The sequence below is a fragment of the Bacillus cereus genome, assembly GCF_015071065.1.
Classification (GTDB): domain Bacteria; phylum Bacillota; class Bacilli; order Bacillales; family Bacillaceae_G; genus Bacillus_A; species Bacillus_A cereus_BA.
The window spans coordinates 1-23461 of sequence record NZ_VOVA01000013.1 but is presented as its reverse complement, the minus strand read 5'-3'; the positions used below and the strand labels follow the sequence as shown (position 1 = coordinate 23461).

Below are 23461 nucleotides of genomic sequence, written 5' to 3'. Positions count from 1 at the left end.
AGATGGGAGACGTTATAGATATATATGGATTATCACCTTTGCAAAAAGGAATACTGTTTCATACTTTATACGATCAAGATGATGAACATTCTTTTTCCTACATTGTACAAGTAGGCTTCTTGCTCGGGGGGCAATTGGATGTTGCTACTTTTGAAAAGGCTTGGGAACATGTTATTCATCGACATGAGGTTCTACGTTCAGTATTTGTGTGGGAGGAAGTAGAAAAACCTCTGCAAGCAGTTTACCAACGTCTTCCTTTTACTATTCATCAAGAGGATTGGAGTGCCCATTCATATGAGGAGAGGGAGAAGAAATTACACCAGTTTTTGACTGCAGATCGTAGAAAAGGATTTTTATTGGATGAAGCACCATTGATGAGAGTCACTGCGATTAAAGAAGCAGAAGAGGAAACGAGAATCATTTGGACACATCATCATATTTTGCTAGATGGGTGGAGTGTGTCATTGGTCTTTAGTGAAGTGATGGAAGTTTATCTTAAGATGATAAAGGGAGAATTGTTGAATCTACCTAAATCTCTTCCTTATAAAAAATATATACAGTGGATAAATAAACAAGATCAAAGCGAAGCAGAGGAATTTTGGACAGAAGAATTAAAGGGGTTTTATGCACCTACGCCATTAGCGATGGAAAGAAAGGATCAAGAACAGGAGAAGGGCTATGGAGAGTGTGTTTATCAGGTGTCTGAGGAACTCACTGAGAATTTACAAGAGTGGGTACGAAATAGTCGTTTAACATTGAATACGTTAATACAAGGTGCATGGGCCTATTTGATGAGTAGGTATAGCGGTGAAAGTGATATCGTATTTGGCGTAACTAGCTCTGGACGTCCTACTGATTTGATAGGAGCAGAGAATATGGTAGGTCTATTTATTAACACATTACCTACTAGAATTCGATTAACGGATGATACATCAGTAGTAGATTGGCTTCGTAAAATACAGATGAAAGAAATGGAACGAAGACAATATGAGCATAATTCATTGGTTGATATTCAAGGGTGGAGTGAGGTTCCGCGGAATAGCTCCTTATTTCATACCTTGTATGTGTTTGAAAATTATCCAATTCAAGGTGAGAGAAATGATGATTTAAGATTACTAGATGTTAAAAGCGCGGAACAAACAAATTATCCTTTAACACTCATTGTAATGCCTGGTAAGAAAATTACTTTAAAGTTGATGTATGATCAAAGCTATTTTAATGAAGAAACAATAAATCGGATTCAGGGTCACTTATTGCAAATATTAATTCAGATGACAAAGAGCCTAGATTCAAAACTATTTGAAATTACTCATTTAACAGTGGAAGAGCAGACACAGTTACTAGAGGAATGGAATAATACTCAAGTAAAATATTCAGCTGAAGGCATGATTCATACGGTGTTTGAGGAGCAAGTTAAGAAAAATCCAGAAGCAATCGCAGCTATTTACGAAAATGAACAAATTACTTATAGAGAGTTGGATGAGCGTGCGAATCAGCTAGCACATTATTTACAAAAGCGTGGTGTAGGTCCAGAGTCTCTAGTCGGGGTATATATGGAACGTTCATTACAAATGATGATAGCGTTATTAGGTATTCTAAAATCAGGAGGGGCGAATGTTCCACTTGATCCTACTTATCCAGAGAGTCGGCTTCGTTATATATTAGAGGATGCTGGAATCGAGGTACTAGTGACGGAAGAAAATTCGAAAAATTTATATATATCTGAAGATGTTGAAACGATTTGTATGAATAAAGATTATACTGCAATTGAAAAAGAAGAATCAATCCCATGTATAAGTGGTGTAACAGGGAGAAGTTTAGCGTATGTTATGTATACTTCAGGATCTACAGGGAATCCAAAGGGAGTGATGATTGAGCATCATTCAGTAATCAATTACCTAGAATGGATGCAACATAAATATCCACTTTCTGAAAAAGATGTGGTCTTGCAGAAAACCCCATTCTCATTTGATGTATCTGTTTGGGAGTTGTTTTGGGGTATTCACGTTGGAGCAAGTGTATCTTTCTTGCCTCCAGGTGGAGAAAAAGATCCTTCCATAATAGCTGAAGTGATTGAAAAACATCAGGTTACTATTGTTCAATTTGTTCCTTCGATGTTATCTGTTTTCTTAGATCATTTCAATCATATTGAGTTGAACATGAATTGTTCGTCCGTGCGTCATGTATTTTCTGGTGGAGAAGAACTAAGTTCTGGGCTGGTTAGACGGTTTCAACAGCAATGGAATCAGAGCGGGCAAGTAAAATTAACCAACTTTTATGGACCAACTGAAGCAACTATTTACGTAAATGCATTTGACATTCAACCTAATCAAGAATTTGTTTCTATTGGGCAACCGATACAGAACACGCAATTATATGTATTAGACCAAAATCAACGCTTGCAATCAATAGGGATAGAGGGTGAGTTATATATTGGTGGTGCCGGTTTAGCTCGTGGATACTTAAATCGTCCGAATCTCACTGCCGAAAAATTCGTTTCGCATCCATTTCGATTGGGAGAACGACTATATCGAACAGGAGATTCAGTAAGATATCTAACTGATGGTAATTTAGAATTTATAGGGAGAATGGACCATCAAGTAAAAATGCGTGGTTTTCGGATTGAACTTGGAGAAATTGAAGCGACTTTAGAAAAATGTTCGTTTATTAAAGAGGCTGTCGTATTAGTTAGAGAAGATCGTCCAGGTGATCAGCGATTGGTTGCATATGTAATAAGCGGTGGAAATACCCGAAAGTGGCGAGAGCATCTACAAAAACAATTGCCGAATCACATGATTCCAGCACACCTTGTAGAGTTAGAACAGTTCCCGCTTACTCCGAATGGGAAAATCGATCGAAAGGCCTTACCAGCACCTGATGAGCAACCTATAGGAGATTTAAATGTTCTACCCCGGACGCCTTCGGAAGAGCTTATTGCCTCGGTTTGGAGTCAAGTGTTAGGAACAGAAAATATCGGTATTCAGGATTCCTTCTTTGAACGGGGTGGACACTCACTACTCGCTACTCAAATCGTCTCTCGATTACAAGAATTGTTCCAGATTAAAATCCCGCTACGTGAACTTTTTAAGCACCATACAGTGGAAGCATTAGCGAAACGAGTAGATCAATTGCGCAAAGAAGATAAAAAACGAGAGATTCCACCCCTTGTACCTATGACATGGGAAGAATCTATTCCACTTTCCTATGCGCAGAAACGTCTATGGTTTATTGATCAATTAATGCCAAATAGTACGATGTACAATATTCATGCAGCGTGTCGCTTAACAGGGAAATGGTCAATTGAAGCATTGGAGGCAGGATGGAATCAGTTGTTGGAGCGTCATGAATCATTACGGACGATAATTCTAGAACAAGAGGATGAACCTTTTCAACAGGTTCAATCTCATGTATTCAGACAAATCCCTCAAACGGATCTAACAGATCTCTCTTTGGAAGATAGGGAAAGAGAGATGAAACGGCTCATTCAAAACGAAGCGGAGGAACCATTTCATTTTGGACAAGGTCCTCTAATTCGAACACGAATATTGAAAGTGGACAGGGAAGAATGGGTTCTCCTTTGTACGATGCATCATATTATTTCGGATGGGTGGTCAATGGGAATCTTACTTGAAGAATGGATGGCTTTTTATGAAGGAGCACTAAGCGGAAAGCCAGTGGAACTGAAGGAGTTATCTGTCCAATATGCAGACTTTGTCATGTGGCAGAAGGAATGGCAAAAAGAAGAGAATTTGGATCAGCACCTCCAATATTGGAAAGAAGAATTGTCTGGGGAGCTACCGGTTTTACAATTACCGATGGATCGTTCTCGACCTGTGGTTCAAACCCACCGTGGTGCAAGTCAGTCCTTAATGTTGGCGAATTCCCTACAGGAAAAGCTCAAAGATTTAAGTCTGCAAGAAGGATGCACTTTATTTATGACCTTGATGGCAGCGTATCAAAGCTTCCTTTCTCGTTATACAGGACAAGACGACATTTTGGTTGGAAGCCCAATTGCAAATCGAAATGTTAAAGAGATTGAAGGATTAATAGGTTTCTTTGCAAATACGTTGGTTTATCGAGCTGATTTCAGTGGAAATCCGACGTTCCAAGAACTTTTGTCGCAGATACGAAAAAAAGCACTAAAAGCATACGAGTATCAGGACATTCCATTTGAGAAAGTGGTAGAATCCGTAAAACCGGAACGGAATACAAGTCATTCACCGATATTTCAAACCATGTTTACTTTACAGAATACGAAACAAGAGTTTCCTCAGCTATCTGAAAGACAAATGGAACTCATGGAAAGTCATACTTCTGTTGCGAAATTTGATTTGAGTTTATTTGCTTCTGAGACGGAAGCAGGATTATCGCTAACCTTTGAATATAATACTGATTTGTTTAATGATACAACCATTGAACGTATGGCAAGTCATTTTGAACATTGGTTATATCAAATTGTATCTCATCCAAAATATTTATTATCGGAAATGAACATGTTATCGAAAGTAGAATATAAGCAACTGCTAGAGGGATGGAATGAAAAAGGTGTTGTAGATATACGAGAAAGCACGATTCATACATTGTTTGAAGAACAAGTGGAAAAAACACCAGAAGCAATTGCAGTAGTGTGCGAAGATGAAGAACTATCATATCGAGAATTGGACGAACGCTCGAATCAGCTAGCACATTATCTACAGAAAAATGGTGTAGTATGCGAATCATTGGTTGGAATTTGTGTTACACGTTCATCCGAGATGATTGTCGGCCTTTTAGGAATTATGAAGGCAGGAGGAGCATATGTCCCAATTGATCCAGCGTATCCGGAAAGTCGACTGCAATACATTTTAGAGGATGCTCAAATAAAGGTACTGGTGACACAGGAAAAGTTACAACAAAAAATGGTTATACCTAAATCCGTTGACGTGATTTGTATTGATCGTGATCGAGCAGAAATAGAACAAGAAGCAACTACGGTGTGTACGAGTGAAGTGACGGGAGATAACTTAGCCTATATTATCTATACTTCAGGTTCAACTGGAAATCCAAAGGGAGTAATGATTGAGCATAGGAATACAGTAACAATGATTCATTGGGCGCATCACACATATTCCCGAAGGGATTTAGCGGGAGTGTTGGCTTCAACTTCGCTATCCTTTGATCTATCCGTTTTTGAAGTGTTTGTTCCCTTAACGATGGGTGGTAAGGTGATTGTCGCTGAAAATGCTTTACATCTAGACAAGTTGTCTACCAAGGGTGTGACTTTGGTCAATACTGTGCCATCGGCAGCGAAGGAACTGGTTCGAGCAAAAACAATCCCATCTTCAGTAAAGGTGATGAATTTGGCTGGAGAACCATTGCCATATTCACTTGTTCAAGATTTATACGAGAGAAGTACGATTGAGAAGGTGTACAACCTATATGGACCGTCCGAAGATACTACGTATTCCACATATATGGAATTAGAAAAGGGTGTCATGCATAGGGTACCACCAATTGGTAAACCAGTCTTCAATACAGAGGTATATGTACTGAGTGCTGAACAAAAAATGGTTCCAATTGGTGTAGTCGGTGAGCTTTACATTGGTGGATCAGGATTAGCACGTGGATACTTAAACTGCCCTGACTTAACGCAAGATCGTTTTATACCGCATCCGTTTAAAGAAGGAGAGCGAGTATACCGGACTGGAGATTTAGTAAGGTATCTGCCGGATGGAAATTTGGATTATCTTGGCCGAATCGACCAGCAGGTAAAAATTCGTGGGTTCCGAATTGAACTGGGAGAAATTGAAGCAACATTACAAAAACATACATTAGTTAACGAAGTTATTGTGATGGTGCGGGAAGATTATCCTGGTGATCCGCGTTTGGTTGCCTATGTTGTGGGAGATGGGGATGCTCATAAGTGGCGTGATTATCTCAAGGCCCATCTACCAAATTACATGATTCCAGCCTATTTTGTCGGATTGAACGCATTTCCACTTACTCCAAATGGAAAAATTGATAGAAAGGCCTTACCAGCACCAGAGAGACAGGAGATAGCGAATTGTTATGTTGCTCCCCGTACATCTACGGAAAAAACAATCGTTTCGATATGGCATCAAGTCTTAGGTATGGAAAACATCGGAATTCAGGATTCGTTTTTTGAAATAGGTGGGCATTCATTACTTGCTACGCAAGCTGTTTCCAATCTTAAAGAGGATTTTGGAATCGAGTTACCATTGCATGATTTATTTACGTTTCATACGGTGCAGCAATTGGCTGAACAGATTGATCAATTGCTCTATAACAAAAATCAAGAAATGCAGAATGATAGTAAAGAGAATGTAAGTCTTCAAGACTATATTCAAAAAGAAGCAGAAGTGAGTAATGATGAAGAATTACTTGAACTGCTTAAGCAATTAGAAGAGCTATCAGAGGAAGAAGCACAAGGAATATTCGAGAGTAATTTAGTTGAGGAAGGGGTAAAAAAATGAGAAGTGATTTACTTGCAAAGCTGAGTTCACTTTCTCCTGAGAAGAGAGCTTGGCTTCAGAAGAAAATGCAAAAAAAGGAGAACAAAGAAGCACTTCCGTTGTCTTATGCACAACAGCGTTTGTGGTTTATGGAAAGATTTAACCCAAACAGTTCTTTATATAATATTCCAACGGTATGGCATCTAAAAGGAAATTGGATTCTTGAAGCATTAGAAAAGGGGTTCAATCGACTCATTGAACGTCATGAATCATTACGAACTGTTTTTAAAGAAGTAGGAGAGCAACCTGTACAACAAATTGTCGAATTCCTTCCTAGAGCCTTACCTGTAAGGGATTACTCTCAACTTCCTCTAGAAGTAAAAGAAAAAGAGGTAGCTAGTTTAATTGCGAGAGAAGCGCAAGAACCATTTGATTTAATGAATGGCCCTTTAATTCGTTACCAGCTTGTTCAATTAGGAAAGGATGAATGGTTATTACTGTGTACGATGCATCATATTATTTCTGATGCTTGGTCCATCGGTATATTCATGAATGAATTACTTGCTTTCTATGAAGAAGAAACTGGCGGGAATCCTGCTAAATTAAGTTCACTATCCATTCAATATGCAGACTTTGCGAAGTGGCAAAAGGAGTGGTTGCAAGGTGATGTGTTAAATCGTCAACTTACGTATTGGCAGGAAGAATTGTCTGGGGAGCTTCCTATATTACAACTGCCAGTGGACCGACCTCGACCGGTTACGCAAACTTATGCTGGGGATACGCATCACGTGATTTTTCCTTATAAATTACTAAGTCAATTGAAGGAGATAAGTCGACAAGAAGGATCTACCTTATTTATGACTTTAATGGCTGCATACCAGAGCTTTCTTGCTCGTTATACGGGGCAAAAAGATATTCTAGTCGGAAGTCCGATTGCAAATCGGAATCATAAGGGAGTAGAAGGATTAATCGGTTTCTTTGTTAATACGTTGGTTTACCGATCAGATTTGAGTGGCACCCCTACTTTTCGAGAGATTTTGAATCAAACAAAGAAAAAGGCGTTAAAAGCTTACGGATACCAAGATATACCATTTGAAAAAGTGGTAGAAGCTGTGCAACCTGAACGAAGTATGAGTCATTCTCCTATCTTTCAGACCATGTTTACACTACAGAATATAAAACAAGAACGACTAGATCTGCCTGGTAGAAGTATCGAAATGGTAGAAAGTAATATGTCTATTGCAAAATTTGATCTGAGTTTAACTGCCTACGAAGTGGAAGAAGGTCTATTTGTCTCTTTTGAATACAACACGGATTTATTTGATAGTAGTACCGTTGTACGTATGGCAGGACATTTTGAGAACTGGTTAAATGAAATCGCGTATCATCCAGATGAATCATATACAAAGCTATCAATGTTATCGGACACAGAGCAGAAACAACTCCTAGAAGAATGGAATGATACTGACGTGGTCTATGGTCATGAGTGTATGATTCATGAGCTATTTGAGCAGCAAGTTGCACGTACACCTGATGCAGTGGCGGTAGTTTATGAGGGTGGAAAGCTAACGTATCAAGAACTCAATGAAAAATCGAACCAATTGGCACATTATCTACAAAAACGAGGTATAGGACCTGAATCATTGGTCGGTATATGTGTTGAACGTTCTCCTGAAATGATTATTGGTCTCTTTGGGATTTTGAAAGCAGGTGGGGCTTATGTCCCACTGGACCCAAGTTATCCCGAAAACCGCCTGAGATACATTTTAGAGAATTCACAAATTCAAGTGCTGTTAACAAAAGAGGCACTACAGGACTGGTTACCCAAAGATATTCAAGCAATTTGTTTAGACCGGGATCAAGTAATGATTTCTAAAGAGAGTAATTTGGCCCCGGTGAGTGGAGTAACAGCAAATAACTTAGCCTATATCATATACACTTCGGGTTCGACGGGAAATCCGAAGGGAGTAATGATTGAACATCATTCGGTTATCAACCGCCTACAGTGGATGCAGAAAAAGTATCCATTATCTGAGGAGGATACAATCCTACAAAAGACACCGTTTTCATTTGATGTTTCTGTCTGGGAATTATTTTGGTGGTCATTTGTAGGAGCGCGTGTTTGTTTGCTTCAACCAGGAGGAGAGAAAGATCCTGCGGTGATTGAGGAGTATATCGAACGATATCGTGTGACCACCATGCACTTTGTTCCGTCGATGGTATCTACTTTCTTGGATTATATGGAACAATATAATTCGAAAAGGGATGTATCGTCTTTAAATCAGGTTTTTACTAGTGGAGAAGCATTAAATACTGAACAGGTTCGCCGGTTTAAGGGGGTATTTTACGATGTTCAGCAAACAAAGTTAATTAACTTGTATGGCCCTACCGAAGCGACTGTGGATGTGACTTATTATGATTGTGATTTAGAAAAAGAACCTATGCTTATTCCAATTGGTCGTCCAATTGATAATACAGAGTTGTATGTGTTGGATCAACATCAACAGGTGGTACCGATTGGTGTGGCGGGGGAACTTTACCTTGGAGGAGTAGGCTTGGCACGTGGCTACATCAATCGACCAGAGTTAACTACTGAACGTTTTATTCCGCATCCCTTTAAGGAAGGGGAACGATTATATCGAACGGGTGACCTGGTGAGATATATGAATGATCGTAACTTGGAGTATATTGGAAGAATAGATAACCAAGTCAAAATCAGAGGATTCCGAATTGAACTGGGAGAAATCGAAGCAGCTTTACATGATCACTCATCTGTAAAAGAGGCTGTCGTGTTGGTGAAGGAAGATCGACCAGGAGATAAGCAGTTAGTAGCTTATACAGTGGGTGAAGGGGATACTGGAGAGTGGCGTGAATATCTGAAGAAGCAATTGCCAAATTATATGGTTCCGGCATACTTTTTCCAAGTTGAATCGATGCCACTCACTCCAAATGGTAAGGTGGATCGGAAAGCTTTACTGGAATTGGAGGCACAGTTCATAAGTGAAGATATTACTTCATCAAGAACACCAGTGGAGGAGCTCATCGTTTCTGTATGGAGTCAAGTATTAGGTATAAGAAATATTAGTGTTCAGGATTCTTTTTTTGAAATCGGTGGTCACTCGCTACTAGCTACTCAAGTAGTGTCACGCTTACAAGAAATCTTTCAAATCGAATTACCGGTACGCGAACTATTTGAGTATGCAACGGTGGAGTCACTGGCAAAGCGATTAGATCAGTTACGTAAAGGAGATAGAAAACGAGATATTCCGCCACTAATGCCGATGGAACGAGGGGAAACTATTCCACTATCTTATGCCCAACAGCGCTTATGGTTTATCGATCAATTTACACCTAATAGTGCACTTTACAATATGCCAATAGTATGCCGCCTTACAGGGAGTTGGCTACCTGAGGCATTGGAAACGGGATGGAATCAGCTAATAGAGCGTCATGAATCATTGCGGACGGTCTTTCATGAAGTGAACGGTCAACCCGTACAGCAAATTGAACCGTATGCTTTTCGATTAATTCCGAAAACGGATTTAACTATGCTTTCTCCAGAAGACCGAGAAGAAGAAGTTAAACGTTTGATTCAACAAGAAACAGAAGTGCCATTTGATTTAGGCGAGGGTCCACTGATCAGGACAAGTATTTTGCAAGTGGGAGAGGAAGAATGGATTCTCCTTTGTACTCTACATCATATCATTTCAGATGGATGGTCAATGGGAGTCCTACTTGAAGAATGGATGGCATTCTATGAGAAAGCTACGGATGGAAAGGTAGCAGAACTTGAACCATTACCGGTTCAGTATGCCGACTTCGCTCAGTGGCAAAAAGGATGGTTGAAGGCGGAAGTGCTTGATCAACAACTCCAATATTGGAAGGAAGAATTGTCTGGGGAGCTTCCTGTACTCCAACTTCCTATGGATCGCCCGCGTCCCGCAATACAAACACATGACGGGTCGACATACACTCTGGTTCTGCCAAGCACGCTACATGACAAATTGAACGAATTTAGTCGCCAAGAAGGGGCTACACTCTTCATGACGCTGTTGGCTGCATATCAAAGTTTTCTATCACGTTATACGGGACAAGAAGATATTCTGGTCGGAAGTCCAATTGCTAATCGAAATTATAGAGAAATTGAAGGACTTATTGGTTTCTTCGTCAATACGCTGGTTTATCGAGCTAATCTGAGTGGTAGACCAACATTTCAGGATGTTCTGTCTCAGGTTCGTCAAAAGGCATTGAAGGCCTATGAATATCAAGATATCCCTTTTGAAAAAATTGTAGAAGTTGTACAACCAGAGCGGAGTACAAGTCATTCGCCAATCTTCCAGACTATGTTCATTTTGCAGAATATGAAACAAGAGTTCCCGGTGTTATCTGGTAGAAGTATTGAAATGATAGAAAGCCATAGTCCAATCGCAAAGTTTGATTTAAGTGTAATGGCAGCTGAGACGGAAGAGGGAGTACGTTTTACTTTTGAATACAATAAGGATTTATTCAATGCTACCACTATTGAACGGATGGCAGGGCACTTTGAGAAATGGTTACACGAAGTTTCCCATCACCCGAAAAATCCGTTGCATAGTTTGAGCATGCTATCGGAACCTGAGCGTACTTTGTTATTAGAAACATGGAATGACACTGTAATGGAAATGTCCCCACAAGGTCTTATTTGCGACAGATTTGAGGAACAAGTAGCTAGGAGTCCTGAAGCGATTGCGGTGGTTGATCAAACAAAAGAGTGGACTTACGATGAACTGGATGCACAAGCAAATCAGTTGGCAAATGTTTTACAGCGAAAAGGAGTCGCTCCAGAATCAGTCGTGGGAGTTTATCTTCCGAGGTCGGCTGAGCTCATGGTAAGTTTACTAGGCATATTAAAAGCTGGTGGAGCTTATGTTGTTTTAGATCCGTTGTATCCAAAATCAAGGTTAGAATACATGATTGAAGATGCAGGAATTCAATTTGTAGTGACGGCAGAAGGACAAGAAGGCCTTTTCGAACAGGTCGAAATGGTGAGGTTAGAAGAATTAACAGTGGAAAGTGTAATCGCACCTACACGGCAGATAAATCCAGAGAACTTAGCTTATATCGTCTATACCTCTGGTTCTACAGGAAAGCCAAAGGGTGTCATGGTTGAATATCGCTCATTAATGAATATGGTCTCTTGGCATCAAGAAGTTTATCGTATTACAGCAGAGGATCGTGCGACTCAGATTGCGGGGATTGCTTTTGATTCGGCTGTCCAGGAGATTTGGCCGTATCTAACTGCTGGTGCAGCACTCTACTTGTCAACAGAGGAACTGAGAATTAATCCAGAAGCACTAAGAGACTGGCTCATTGATTCGCGAATAACAGCTAGTTTTGCACCTACGCCTATTCTGGAAAGACTCTTGAAATTATCTTGGCCAGATAAAACGGATCTTCGTTTTATCATTACCGGCGGGGATCAATTAACGCAGTATCCATCTAACGATATTCCTTTTGCGGTAATCAATCAGTATGGTCCATCGGAAAATACCGTTGTTACCACGGATTGTTATGTACCTGTAGGAGTGACAACAGGTACGCCATCGATTGGTCGACCGATTGCGAATACAGAAGTTTATGTGTTAGATTCTCATCTTCAGCTAGTACCAAGTGGTGTGATTGGAGATCTCTATATTGGAGGGAAGAGTCTTGCTCGTGGATATGCTAATCGTCCGGACCTTACAAAGGAAAAATTTATTTCGCATCCATTCAAGTCAGGAGAACGTCTCTATTACACCGGAGACAAAGCAAGTTATCTTTCTGATGGTGCTCTCCAGTTCCATGGTCGTATAGATGACCAAGTGAAAATTCGTGGTTTCCGGATTGAATTGGGAGAAATAGAAGCAGTTTTGCAGGCACATTCTTCTGTGAAAGAAGCGGTTGTATTGGTACGAGAGGATGATCCAGGCGACAAGAGATTAGTAGCTTATGTAGTTGGTGAAGGAAGTGTCCAAGAATGGCGAGAGCATCTACAAACACATTTACCAAATTATATGGTCCCAACAAACTTTATTGAGATGGAATTTTTACCACTTACACCGAATGGAAAACTTGATTTAAAGGCATTGCCAATACCTAGCAAATTATCTACTGAAAATACCGTTCACGCACGAACTCCGCTAGAAGAACTTATCGCTTCAGTGTGGAGTCAAGTGCTAGGAATAGAAAATATAGGTGTTCAGGATTCTTTCTTTGAACTTGGTGGTCATTCTCTACTTGCTACACAAGTGGTCTCACGCTTGCAAGAAGTCTTTCAAATCAAATTACCGGTACGTGAACTGTTCGAATATTCAACGGTCGAGGCATTATCGAAACGAATGGATCAGTTACGTAAGGGAAGCAAAAAACGAGAAGAAATTCCACCATTGATGCCGATGGAACGAGGAGATAACCTTCCACTTTCTTATGCCCAACAGCGCTTATGGTTTATCGATCAATTTGCACCTAATAGTGCACTTTATAATATGCCAATGGTATGCCGTCTTACAGGGAATTGGCTACCTGAAGCATTGGAGTTGGGATGGAATCAGTTGATAGAGCGTCATGAATCTATGCGGACGGTATTTCATGAAGTGGACGGTCATCCTGTGCAGCAGATTCAACCGTATATTTTCCGCCCTCTCCCGCATATGGACTTAACTAAGCTTTCATTAGAGGAGAGAGAAAGAGAGTTGGAGCAATGGATTCAAACTGAAGTCGAATCCCCATTTGACTTAGAAAAAGGGCCATTGTTCCGTGGACAAATCGTGAAAATTTCAAAAGAAGAATGGGTTCTTCTGTGTAATATGCATCATATTATCTCTGATGGATGGTCGATGGAAATCTTGCTCCAAGAATGGATGGCATTTTATGAGGAGGAGATTGGTGGAAAACAAGCAAATCTTGCACCACTGCCAGTTCAATATGCCGATTTTGCTCAATGGCAAAGGGAGTGGTTAAAAGAGGAAGTACTAAATCAACAGCTTGCATATTGGAAGGAAGAACTGTCTGGTGAGTTACCAGTCTTAATGTTGCCGATGGATCGTCCCCGTCCTCCGGTGCAAACCCACCATGGATTAACTCATAATGTGTTGTTGTCACGCTCATTACTTGATAAATTAAACGAACTTAGTCGTCAAGAAGGGGCAACACTTTTCATGACCTTATTGGCATCTTATCAAAGTTTCCTTGCCCGTTATACAGGACAATCAGATATTCTTGTTGGAAGCCCAATTGCGAATCGAAATTATCGAGAGATTGAAGGATTGATTGGTTTCTTTGTCAATACGTTAGTCTATCGGGCTGATTTAAGTGGCGCACCGACATTCCAAGAGTTGTTGTCTCAGGTACGGGCAAAAGCATTGAAGGCGTATGAATACCAAGATGTTCCATTTGAAAAGATTGTAGAAGTCATACAACCGGAGCGAAGTACAAGTCATTCTCCGATCTTCCAAACCATGTTTACCTTACAAAACACGAAACAAGAGCTTCCAGAGCTTCATGGAAGAAGTTTAGAACCGATGGAAAGTCATGCTTCGATCGCCAAGTTTGATTTGAGTTTAAGCGCCGCAGAGGTAGAAGAGGGTTTATTCCTTTGTTTTGACTATAAGACTGATTTATTTGACATTGTAACGATCAGACGTATGGCTGAGCATTTTGAAAATTGGTTGAATGAAATCGTGGAACATCCTGATAAATCATTGATGAAGCTGAAGATGCTATCAGAATTGGAGAAGCAATTGCTGGAAGAGTGGAATAATAATGCTGTAGCGTATCCACGTGAGAGTGTGATCCATACACTTTTTGAAGAGCAAGTAAATCTTACACCTGACGCGGTGGCAGTGGTAGATGAAAAACAGCAGTTAACCTATCGAGAGCTGAATGAAAAAGCAAACCAATTGGCACATTATCTCCAGAAATGTGGGATTGGGAGCGAGTCATTGGTTGGTCTCTGCTTCCAGCGTTCAGTTGAGATGATTGTCGGTCTCATGGGGATCTTGAAAGCTGGGGCAGCCTATGTCCCATTGGATCCATCGTATCCAGAAAGTCGCCTACGATATATTCTGGAGGACACAGGGATTCAAGTATTGGTCACGAACGAAGCATTAGAAGGTTGGATAACTGAAGAAATCAAAACAGTTTGTTTGGATCGGGATAAAGCGATGATCTCGCGAGAAAGCACCCTTTCACCAATATGTGAAGTGACAGGAGAAAACTTGGCGTATGTAATCTATACTTCGGGATCAACAGGGAATCCAAAGGGAGTTATGGTAGAGCATCACAATGTGATTCGTTTATTTAAATCGACGGAATGTTGGTATCAGTTTGATGAAAAAGATACTTGGACGCTTTTCCATTCTTATGCGTTTGACTTCTCAGTATGGGAGATTTGGGGGGCATTACTCCATGGCGGAAGATTGATTGTTGTTCCTTACTGGATTAGTCGATCGCCCAAGGATTTCTATCAACTGTTAGTAAAGGAAAAGGTTACGGTTCTTAATCAGACACCCTCCGCATTTCGACAATTGATACAGGTGTGTGAACAAGAAGATGAGAAGAAAGACTTGCATCTGCGCTATGTCATATTTGGTGGGGAAGCACTCGATCCTACCAGCTTGGTACCATGGTTTCAAAGGTATGGAGAGCAGGAACCACAGTTAATTAATATGTATGGAATTACAGAAACTACCGTTCATGTTACGTATTATCCAATTACTCAAGATGATGTGCAGCATGCTTCAAGAAGTAATATAGGAAAACAGATTCCAGATTTAGAAGTGTATGTACTAGACGCTTGTCAACAACCTGTGCCTATTGGCGTAGCTGGCGAACTATATATTGGTGGAGCAGGACTTGCACGTGGATATTTAAACAGACCCGAATTGACTGCAGAGCGTTTCATTCCTCATCCATTCAGTAGTGACCCAGGAGCGCGATTATATCGGACAGGAGACTTAGCGAGATACTTACCTGATGGAAATCTGGATTATCTTGGGCGGATTGATCACCAGGTGAAAATCCGTGGTTTCCGAATTGAGCTCGGAGAAATTGAATCTGCTTTAAACGCACATGTCTCCATAAAAGAGGCTGTTGTAATTGTTCGAGAAGATCAGCCGGGTGATAAACGGTTGGTGGCATATGTCGTGGGTGATGGGAATGTAGGTGAGTGGAGAGATTATCTCAAGGCGGAACTACCAAGCCATATGGTTCCTTCAGGATTTGTGATGATGGAAGCCATTCCACTAACTGCTAACGGAAAAGTTGATCGTGAGGCCTTACCTGTACCAGAGGAGAGGAAAATCGAAAGTGAATGTGTTGCCACGCGGAATGGTAACGAAGAAACACTGGCCACCATTTGGAAGCAAGTATTAGGGATTAAAAAGGTGGGAATCCATGATAACTTCTTTGAAATTGGTGGAGACTCGATTCTCAGCATTCAGATTGTCTCTCGTGCGAAGCAAGCAGGTTTGCAATTGACGCCAAAGCAAATGTTTGAACACCAAACGATTGCTGAGTTGGCGCAAATAGTCAATGAAGAACGGGGTGTACAAGCAGAGCAGGGAGTTGTAACTGGAGAACTGATCCTTACACCAATCCAGCAATGGTTTTTTGCACAAGATCATCCAAACCCACACCATTGGAATCAATCCATGTTTTTTAGAACAAAAGAGCGACTGGATATAGTATTACTGGAGAAAGCTGTACGTACCCTTCTAATCCATCATGATGCCTTGCGTTTAAGATATGAACGGTTACCGAATGGAGCTTGGAAACAGCGGAACGAAGGAATCGAAGAACAATCGACGCTGACCGTTATTTCATTAGAAGAAGTGCCGCAAGCAGAATGGCATCAAGTGATTCAAACGGAGATTGACACTGCACAAGCAAGCTTGCACTTACACGCAGGACCGCTAATGAGAATGGTGTATTTTGATGAAGGTGAGAAAAGAGCCGGCCGATTATTCTGGGTGATTCATCACTTAGCAGTGGATGGTGTTTCTTGGCGGATTTTACTGGAGGATCTGCAAACGGCGTATAATCAAGCGAGCCAGGAACAGATGATCCAATTACCTACAAAGAGTACGTCCTTTAAAGCGTGGTCGGAGAAATTGCATCATTACGCTGAAGCTGGGATTGTGCAAGAAGTGCGTGATTACTGGGAGCAGCAATCCGAACAAGAAGTGGCTATGCTACCAGTGGATACCACCCTCGAAGTTCCAGCAAATACAAGAACCGAGGAGATTACGGTGGTGCTGGATGAGAAAGAGACCCGTGCGGTATTGCAAGAGATTTCAAGCACTCATCGTGTCCAAATCAATGAAGTACTATTGACAGCATTGGTACAGGCTATGGCAGCATGGACAGGTTATCCGGCGCTGACTGTGGATTTGGAGGGGCATGGTCGGGAAGAGATTATCGAAGACGTTGACCTATCGAGAACCGTGGGGTGGTTTACAAGTATTTATCCTGTTCACTTAAATATTACCGATGCCGACACGCCAATTGCAGCATTAAAAGCAGTTAAAGAACAAGTACGTAAAATTCCTAATAAGGGTGTTGACTATGGGATTTTGCGGTACCTGAACGCAACAATGTGTGAGAAATGGGGGTCTCAACATACACCGTCTATTAGTTTTAACTATCTTGGACAATTTGACCAAATGTTTTCTGACGATGCAATGCTTATTCCGGAGAACGGATTTAAGCGCTTAGATCATGCTTCTGGTTCCAAACGCTTGCATTTAATCGATGTAATTGGAATTGTAACGGATGGGAAACTTCAGTTCACTTGGGTATACAATGTAGGACAATTCGCGAAATCAACGATTCAAAGTATTGCAGAGAATATGCTCGATCAACTGAGTAGATTGATTCAATCTTCATCAGATGGAGAATCTGCACTGACCGTTTCGGATTTTGCGATGGCTAATCTTAACCAAGTAGGTTTGACAAAAGTACTAACCAAGATGAATCGTGGAAAGAACTATCCAATTACCGATTTATATCCATTATCGCCTTTGCAAGAAGGTATGATTTTCCATGCATTGCATGACCAAGGGGATGAACATGTAGCGCCGTATATAGTGCAATTAAGTTTCATGATTAGAGGAGAATTGGATATTGCTACTTTTGAACAGGCGTGGAAATCGGTAATTCAGCGGCATGAAATTTTCCGCTCAGCTTTCCTTTGGGATGAAGTTGAAGAGCCTTTACAAGTGGTGTATGAGGGTGTTCCATTTAAGGTGAATGTAGAAGATTGGCGTACGCTGACTGCTGAAGAAAAAGAAGAGAAAAGAAAAGCCTTTTTGGCATTAGATCGAAAACAAGCCTTTCTATTTGATAAAGCGCCATTGATGCGGGTGACTGTCATTCAAGAAGGTGAGGAAGAATATCGGATTGTTTGGACACATCACCATATTCTGTTGGATGGATGGAGCCTACCACTGGTCTTTAACGAATTGCTTACAGTGTACCAGAAGAGAATGAATGGAGAAGCCGTGCATTTACCTAATTCATCGCCATACAAGAAATATATTCAATGGCTAAGAGAACAGAATCAGGAGCAGGCGGAGCAATTCTGGAGAGAGAAACTTAAAGGTTTTACAGCTCCAACCCTGCTGGGCTTAGAAAGTAAAGAGCAAGAAAAAGGTTACACAGAGAAGGTAACTTATTTATCAGAAGAGCAAACCCAAGCGTTACAAAACTGGGCGAAGCGCAATAGGCTCACTTTGAATACGGTAATTCAAGGTGCGTGGGCGTATCTCATGGGCCGGTATAGTGGAGAAGATGACATTGTCTATGGTGTAACTAGCTCAGGACGCCCTACGGAGATTATTGATGTTGAAAACATTGTAGGTCCTTTTATTACCACATCACCGACGCGAATTCAGTTGATAGATAATATAAAAATAATGGATTGGTTGCAGAAGATACAAGAGGAAGAGATAGAAAGAAGACAATATGAATATGCTTCTTTGACAGAGATTCAAGGATGGAGTGAAGTTCCTAGAGGAACCCCGCTGTTCCATAGCTTGTATGTGTTTGAAAACTACCCAGTGAAAGAGGAGTCCTCAGGAAATCTAGAAATTGGTGAGTTGGAAGGAGTAGAGCAAACTCATTATCCATTAGGATTGACAGTTGTCCCAGAAAGCCAGTTGTTGTTAAAGTTGAAGTATGATCGTAGCAAGTTTAATGGTCTCACTATTGAACGGATGCTGGGGCATTTAAGCCAGGTGTTAAAGCAAATGATCGAGAACGTTGATCAAACTCTGTCGGAGCTGGTGTATGTTACGGAAATAGAACAGAAACAACTACTGGAAGAATGGAATGATAATGCAGCAGCGTATCCACGTGAAAGTGTGATCCACAAACTTTTTGAAGATCAAGTGGATCGTACACCTGATGCGGTGGCAGTGGTGGATGAAAATCAGCGGTTGACGTATCGAGAGCTGAATGAGAAAGCAAACCAATTGGCCCATTATCTTCAGAAATGTGGGATTGGGACGGAGTCATTGGTCGGGCTTTGTTTCCAACGTTCAGTTGAGATGATTGTCGGTCTCATGGGAATCTTGAAAGCTGGATCAGCCTATGTTCCGCTGGATCCATCGTATCCAGAAAGTCACCTACGATATATTTTGGAGGACACAGGAATTCAAATATTGGTTACGAACGAAGTATCACAAGGTTGGATACCTGAAGAAGTTGAAACAGTTTGTTTGGACCGAGATCAAGCAATGATTTCGCAAGAAAACAACCTTTCACCAATATGTAAAGTAACAGGAGAAAACTTGGCGTATGTTATCTACACTTCAGGTTCGACCGGGAATCCAAAAGGGGTTATGGTGCAGCATCATTCGGTATTAAATCTATCCTATGGTTTACAGAAAGAGGTTTTTTCACATCGGGCACATGATAACATGCGCGTTGGTCTAAATGCCTCAATCGCCTTTGATTCATCCGTTAAACAATTACAAATGCTTTTGTATGGTTCTAGTTTATATATTATTTCAACAGAAGTTCGCAGTGATCCTCAAAAGTTTGTATCTTATATTCGGGAGAATAAGTTGGAAATGTTCGATATAACACCTTCACTACTCCAATTACTCATAGATGAGGGGTTGTTAGAAACAAACGATAGTGTTCATGTTCCAAGCAAGGTACTGGTCGGTGGAGAAGCGATTATGCCATCACTGTGGGAACAACTAGTAGAGAATGACCATATCCATTTTTATAATGTATATGGTCCTACGGAATGTACAGTTGATGCGACATGCTATCGTATCAAAAAAGATAGTAAGAGAGTAACCATTGGGCGTCCGTTGCCAAACGTTCAAGCCTATGTATTGGATGAGAATTTGTTACCTGTTCCAGTTGGTGTAACGGGTGAACTTTATATCGGTGGAGCAGGCCTAGCGAGAGGATACTTGAATCGTCCAGAGTTAACGTCAGAACGTTTTATTCCTCATCCATTTATTGAAGGGGAACGGTTATACCGGACGGGAGATCTAGTCCGCTATTTAGCTGATGGTCATTTGGATTATTTGGGAAGAATCGATAATCAAGTGAAAATTCGAGGATTCCGGATTGAGCTTGGAGAGATTGAAGCGAATTTAGAAAGTCATCCATCGGTGAAAGAGGCGGTAGTCTTGATAAGAGAGGAACAACCAGGAGATCAGAGATTGGTTGCCTATGTGGTGGGTAAAGGAAGTATGCATGAATGGCGTGAGCATCTCAAGAGACAAGTACCGAATTATATGATTCCTGCACACTTTATTGAGGTAGATGCGATTCCGCTTACAACAAATGGGAAGGTTGATCGAAAGGCACTGAACAGCTTAACGATTCAAAGAGAAAGTACCTTTTCTACACCAATCATCCCACGGGATGAAATCGAGTATCAGCTGATTACAATCTGGCAGGATTTGCTACAGTTAGAAGATATCCATGTAAACGATGATTTCTTCAATATAGGAGGTCACTCTCTCCTTGTAATCAAATTGATTTCAAAGGTCAGAGAGAAATTTGGAAAAGAGATTAAGGTGCCCGCACTGATTAAGAACCCGACAGTGGAAGGGATCGCTTGTCTCATCCGTGAGAATCATCGTATAGAAGAATCGTTATCGGTGCTGGTTCCATTACAAGAATCAGAGAAAAGACCTTTCTTCTGTGTTCATCCGTTTATGGGTAATGTACTCTGTTACATTCAGCTAGCAAGGTTACTCAAGGATTACTGCTCATTTTATGGTCTACAAAATCCTCTCGTAGAGAAAGAAGGAATGAACGGGTTGACTTTATCGGAAGTAGTTCAACTCTACATCGAGGAAATGAAGCGGGCTCAGCCAGAGGGGCCGTATCGTCTGGGAGGATGGTCTCTGGGCGGTGCCATCGCCTATGAAATCGCAACTATGCTACGGAATCAGGGAGAAGAAGTTGAGGTGTTGGTACTATTGGATACCAAGGTGCCTTCAGAACGGGATTACAAGACAGAGGATGAAATGCTATCTTATATATTGGAGCATTTCATCCATATAGAGCTAGTGGAGCAGGAAGAAGAGCTTGTTCATCAACAGGACATGCTTGTTGAGCAATTAATTGTGGAAGGAGTGCTCCCGCCTGATGCAAATCTTACGAATTTGAAGCAAATTATCAATGCTCACAGGAAATGTCTGAATTTAATGGCAGAGCATGATTTAACACCATATTTTGGGGAAGTCATTTACTTTAGTGCTGAGGAAGGTAAAGAATTGTTTACGGATTGGAAGCCTTTATTAAAAGGAAGAGTGAATATGTATTCGGTCCCTGGATCACACGAAGAAATAGTAGCTTCCCCCGCAGTTGAAAAGTTAGCTAAGTATCTACTAAATGAATTAGAAGGAATAAAAGAGACGTCCCTTTCGCTAACGGAAAAGTAGAGAGCACAAAAGAGGCAACTTTATAAACGAACATTGTTATTATTAAAGTTGTTATTTGTGAGTAGTAGTGTAAATGAAGAGAGCAGTCCAATAACTGCACATCAAGTGTAGGAGATTATGAATATATCAAGAGCATTACTTTTTAAGGGGCTAATGCAAAAATTCCTTAATAAGAACATAGAAACATATATGAGTTGTTCATAGTATGATGTAAATACTCTGAAGTTTTTGTACAGAAGCGAATGCTTTGATGATATTGCTGAGGAAAGGTGTATATTTTCATTGATATGTAAATATGCACCTTTCCTATTATATTTGCACTTGAATAAAGGCAAGATATAATAGGAAATTAAATTTCTATAACGTATACATAGGAAGCTATCCTTTTAAAAAGGAAGTGATTTATCATACAAATTCATGCTGTGAAAATACCAAATAATATTGAAAATCATTTGTTTAATCAATTTAGTAACTTGATTTCAAATGAGAAGAGGGAACGAATGAAGCGTTTATTAAATTTATGCGACATTAATAGGACTCTGATAGGAGATTTATTAATCCGTTCCTTAATTTGCCAAAAATATAAAATTAATAATGGAGAAATTAGATTTATATATAATGAGTACGGAAAACCTTTTGTTGAAAATTTTTCTGACTTTCATTTTAATATTTCACATTCAGGAGAATGGGTGGTCTGTGCCACTGCTAATTCTAATGTAGGTATTGATATTGAAAAAGTTTCAGACATAGAGGCTCTTAAATTAGCAAATGAATTTTTTTCAGAGGAAGAATTTTATGATTTATCTAATATGAATTCTGATGAACAAATCAATTATTTTTTTGATTTATGGACATTAAAAGAAAGCTATATAAAAACGATTGGGAAAGGACTTTATATCCCATTAATTTCATTCTCTATAAAAAAAGAATCTCAAACTTTAATTTCATACAAGAATATACCTCAAAACTTTCACTTTAGACAATATAATATTGAGCCAAATTATAAGGTATCTGCTTGCGCAACACGGGATGAATTACCGCAGGAAATAATAATTAAAGACATCTATACAATTGGCCAAAATATAAACAGATTTTAAAGTAAGGAGAAAATTATGAAGAAGACTAAAATTTTTTGCTTTCCACATGCTGGGGGATCTGCGTTTAGTTACTCAAAATGGAAAAATTACTTTAATCCATATATTGAAGTAGTCCCAATAGAGTTAGCTGGTAGAGGATATAGAATTGAAGAAAGTTTGTACCAAAGTATGGAAGAGGCCGTAAATGATGTTTACAATAGCGTAGTTAAGCAGCTAGATCATTCGCCCTATATTCTATACGGGCATAGCATGGGAAGTTTGATCGCCTATGAATTAGCCAGAAAAATACAGGATTCTAATAATATATTGCCTGAATTTCTTGTTTTGTCCGGTAGAAATCATCCTAATAGTAAGATAAAAAACATTCGACATAACCTATCCGATGAACAGTTCAAAAATGAAGTTATTGCAATGGGGGGTACATCAACCGAGGTACTACAATCAGAAGAATTAATGGGAATTTTTCTCCCCATTCTAAGAGCAGATTTTAAAATTGTAGAGACATATATACATAACAACAATATACGAGCATGTGACATTGATTTTCTTGTATTGAACGGAAAAAATGATGAATTAACTACATATGATGAGGTAAAAAAATGGAAACAATACACAAGTAAATCGTGTACCTTCAATTCATTTAAAGGTAATCATTTCTTTCTAAATGAAAATATTGAAGAAATAGCAAGTGGTATTATAAGAAAGTTAGAATCTAAAAGATTTTCAACTAGTTTTTAGAATATTTCTAGGTATATTTATGGTTGAAAAATAAAAATATTAAAGGTGAAAAATACAGGTTCTGTTGAAACATCATTGAATAAAGAGATAGAATCTTAAACAAACTTTTCAATGACTGGTAATGATGTAATTCTAAGTAATTTGTTCATGAATAAAATTTTAGATTGGGAAAACTTCACCTATAGGTGAAGTTTCCTTTTTTTATATAATTGTAGTTTTTGTTGTTAAATCATTTTGCTTAATT

4 protein-coding genes are annotated in these 23461 nt (G+C 39.9%); all 4 read left to right on the top strand.

The features are described 5' to 3' along the window. The first annotated feature begins 2 nt into the window (after positions 1 to 2). A complete protein-coding gene (locus FT637_RS22385; protein ID WP_193648177.1) occupies positions 3 to 6473 on the top strand; it encodes a non-ribosomal peptide synthetase in 6471 nt (2156 codons plus the stop codon). Further along, positions 6470 to 21382 (top strand): non-ribosomal peptide synthase/polyketide synthase, encoded by a 14913-nt coding sequence (locus tag FT637_RS22380; protein WP_193648176.1) that lies wholly within the window; start codon positions 6470 to 6472, stop codon positions 21380 to 21382. Before FT637_RS22385 ends, FT637_RS22380 begins: the two co-directional genes overlap by 4 nt. Before the next feature lie 422 nt (positions 21383 to 21804). Continuing rightward, on the top strand, positions 21805 to 22479 hold the full coding sequence (locus FT637_RS22375; RefSeq protein ID WP_413541629.1) for a 4'-phosphopantetheinyl transferase family protein: 675 nt from the start codon (positions 21805 to 21807) through the stop codon (positions 22477 to 22479). Positions 22480 to 22494: 15 nt separating this feature from the next. Continuing rightward, positions 22495 to 23217, top strand: a complete 723-nt coding sequence (locus FT637_RS22370; protein WP_193648174.1) for a thioesterase II family protein — start codon at positions 22495 to 22497, stop codon at positions 23215 to 23217. Positions 23218 to 23461 lie beyond the last annotated feature (244 nt).

Bases quoted from the DNA above. Each gene is read 5' to 3' on its own strand.
- FT637_RS22385 (WP_193648177.1), top strand. From the start codon at position 3: ATGGGAGACGTTATAGATATATATGGATTATCACCTTTGCAAAAAGGA.
- FT637_RS22380 (WP_193648176.1), top strand. From the start codon at position 6,470: ATGAGAAGTGATTTACTTGCAAAGCTGAGTTCACTTTCTCCTGAGAAG.
- FT637_RS22370 (WP_193648174.1), top strand. From the start codon at position 22,495: ATGAAGAAGACTAAAATTTTTTGCTTTCCACATGCTGGGGGATCTGCG.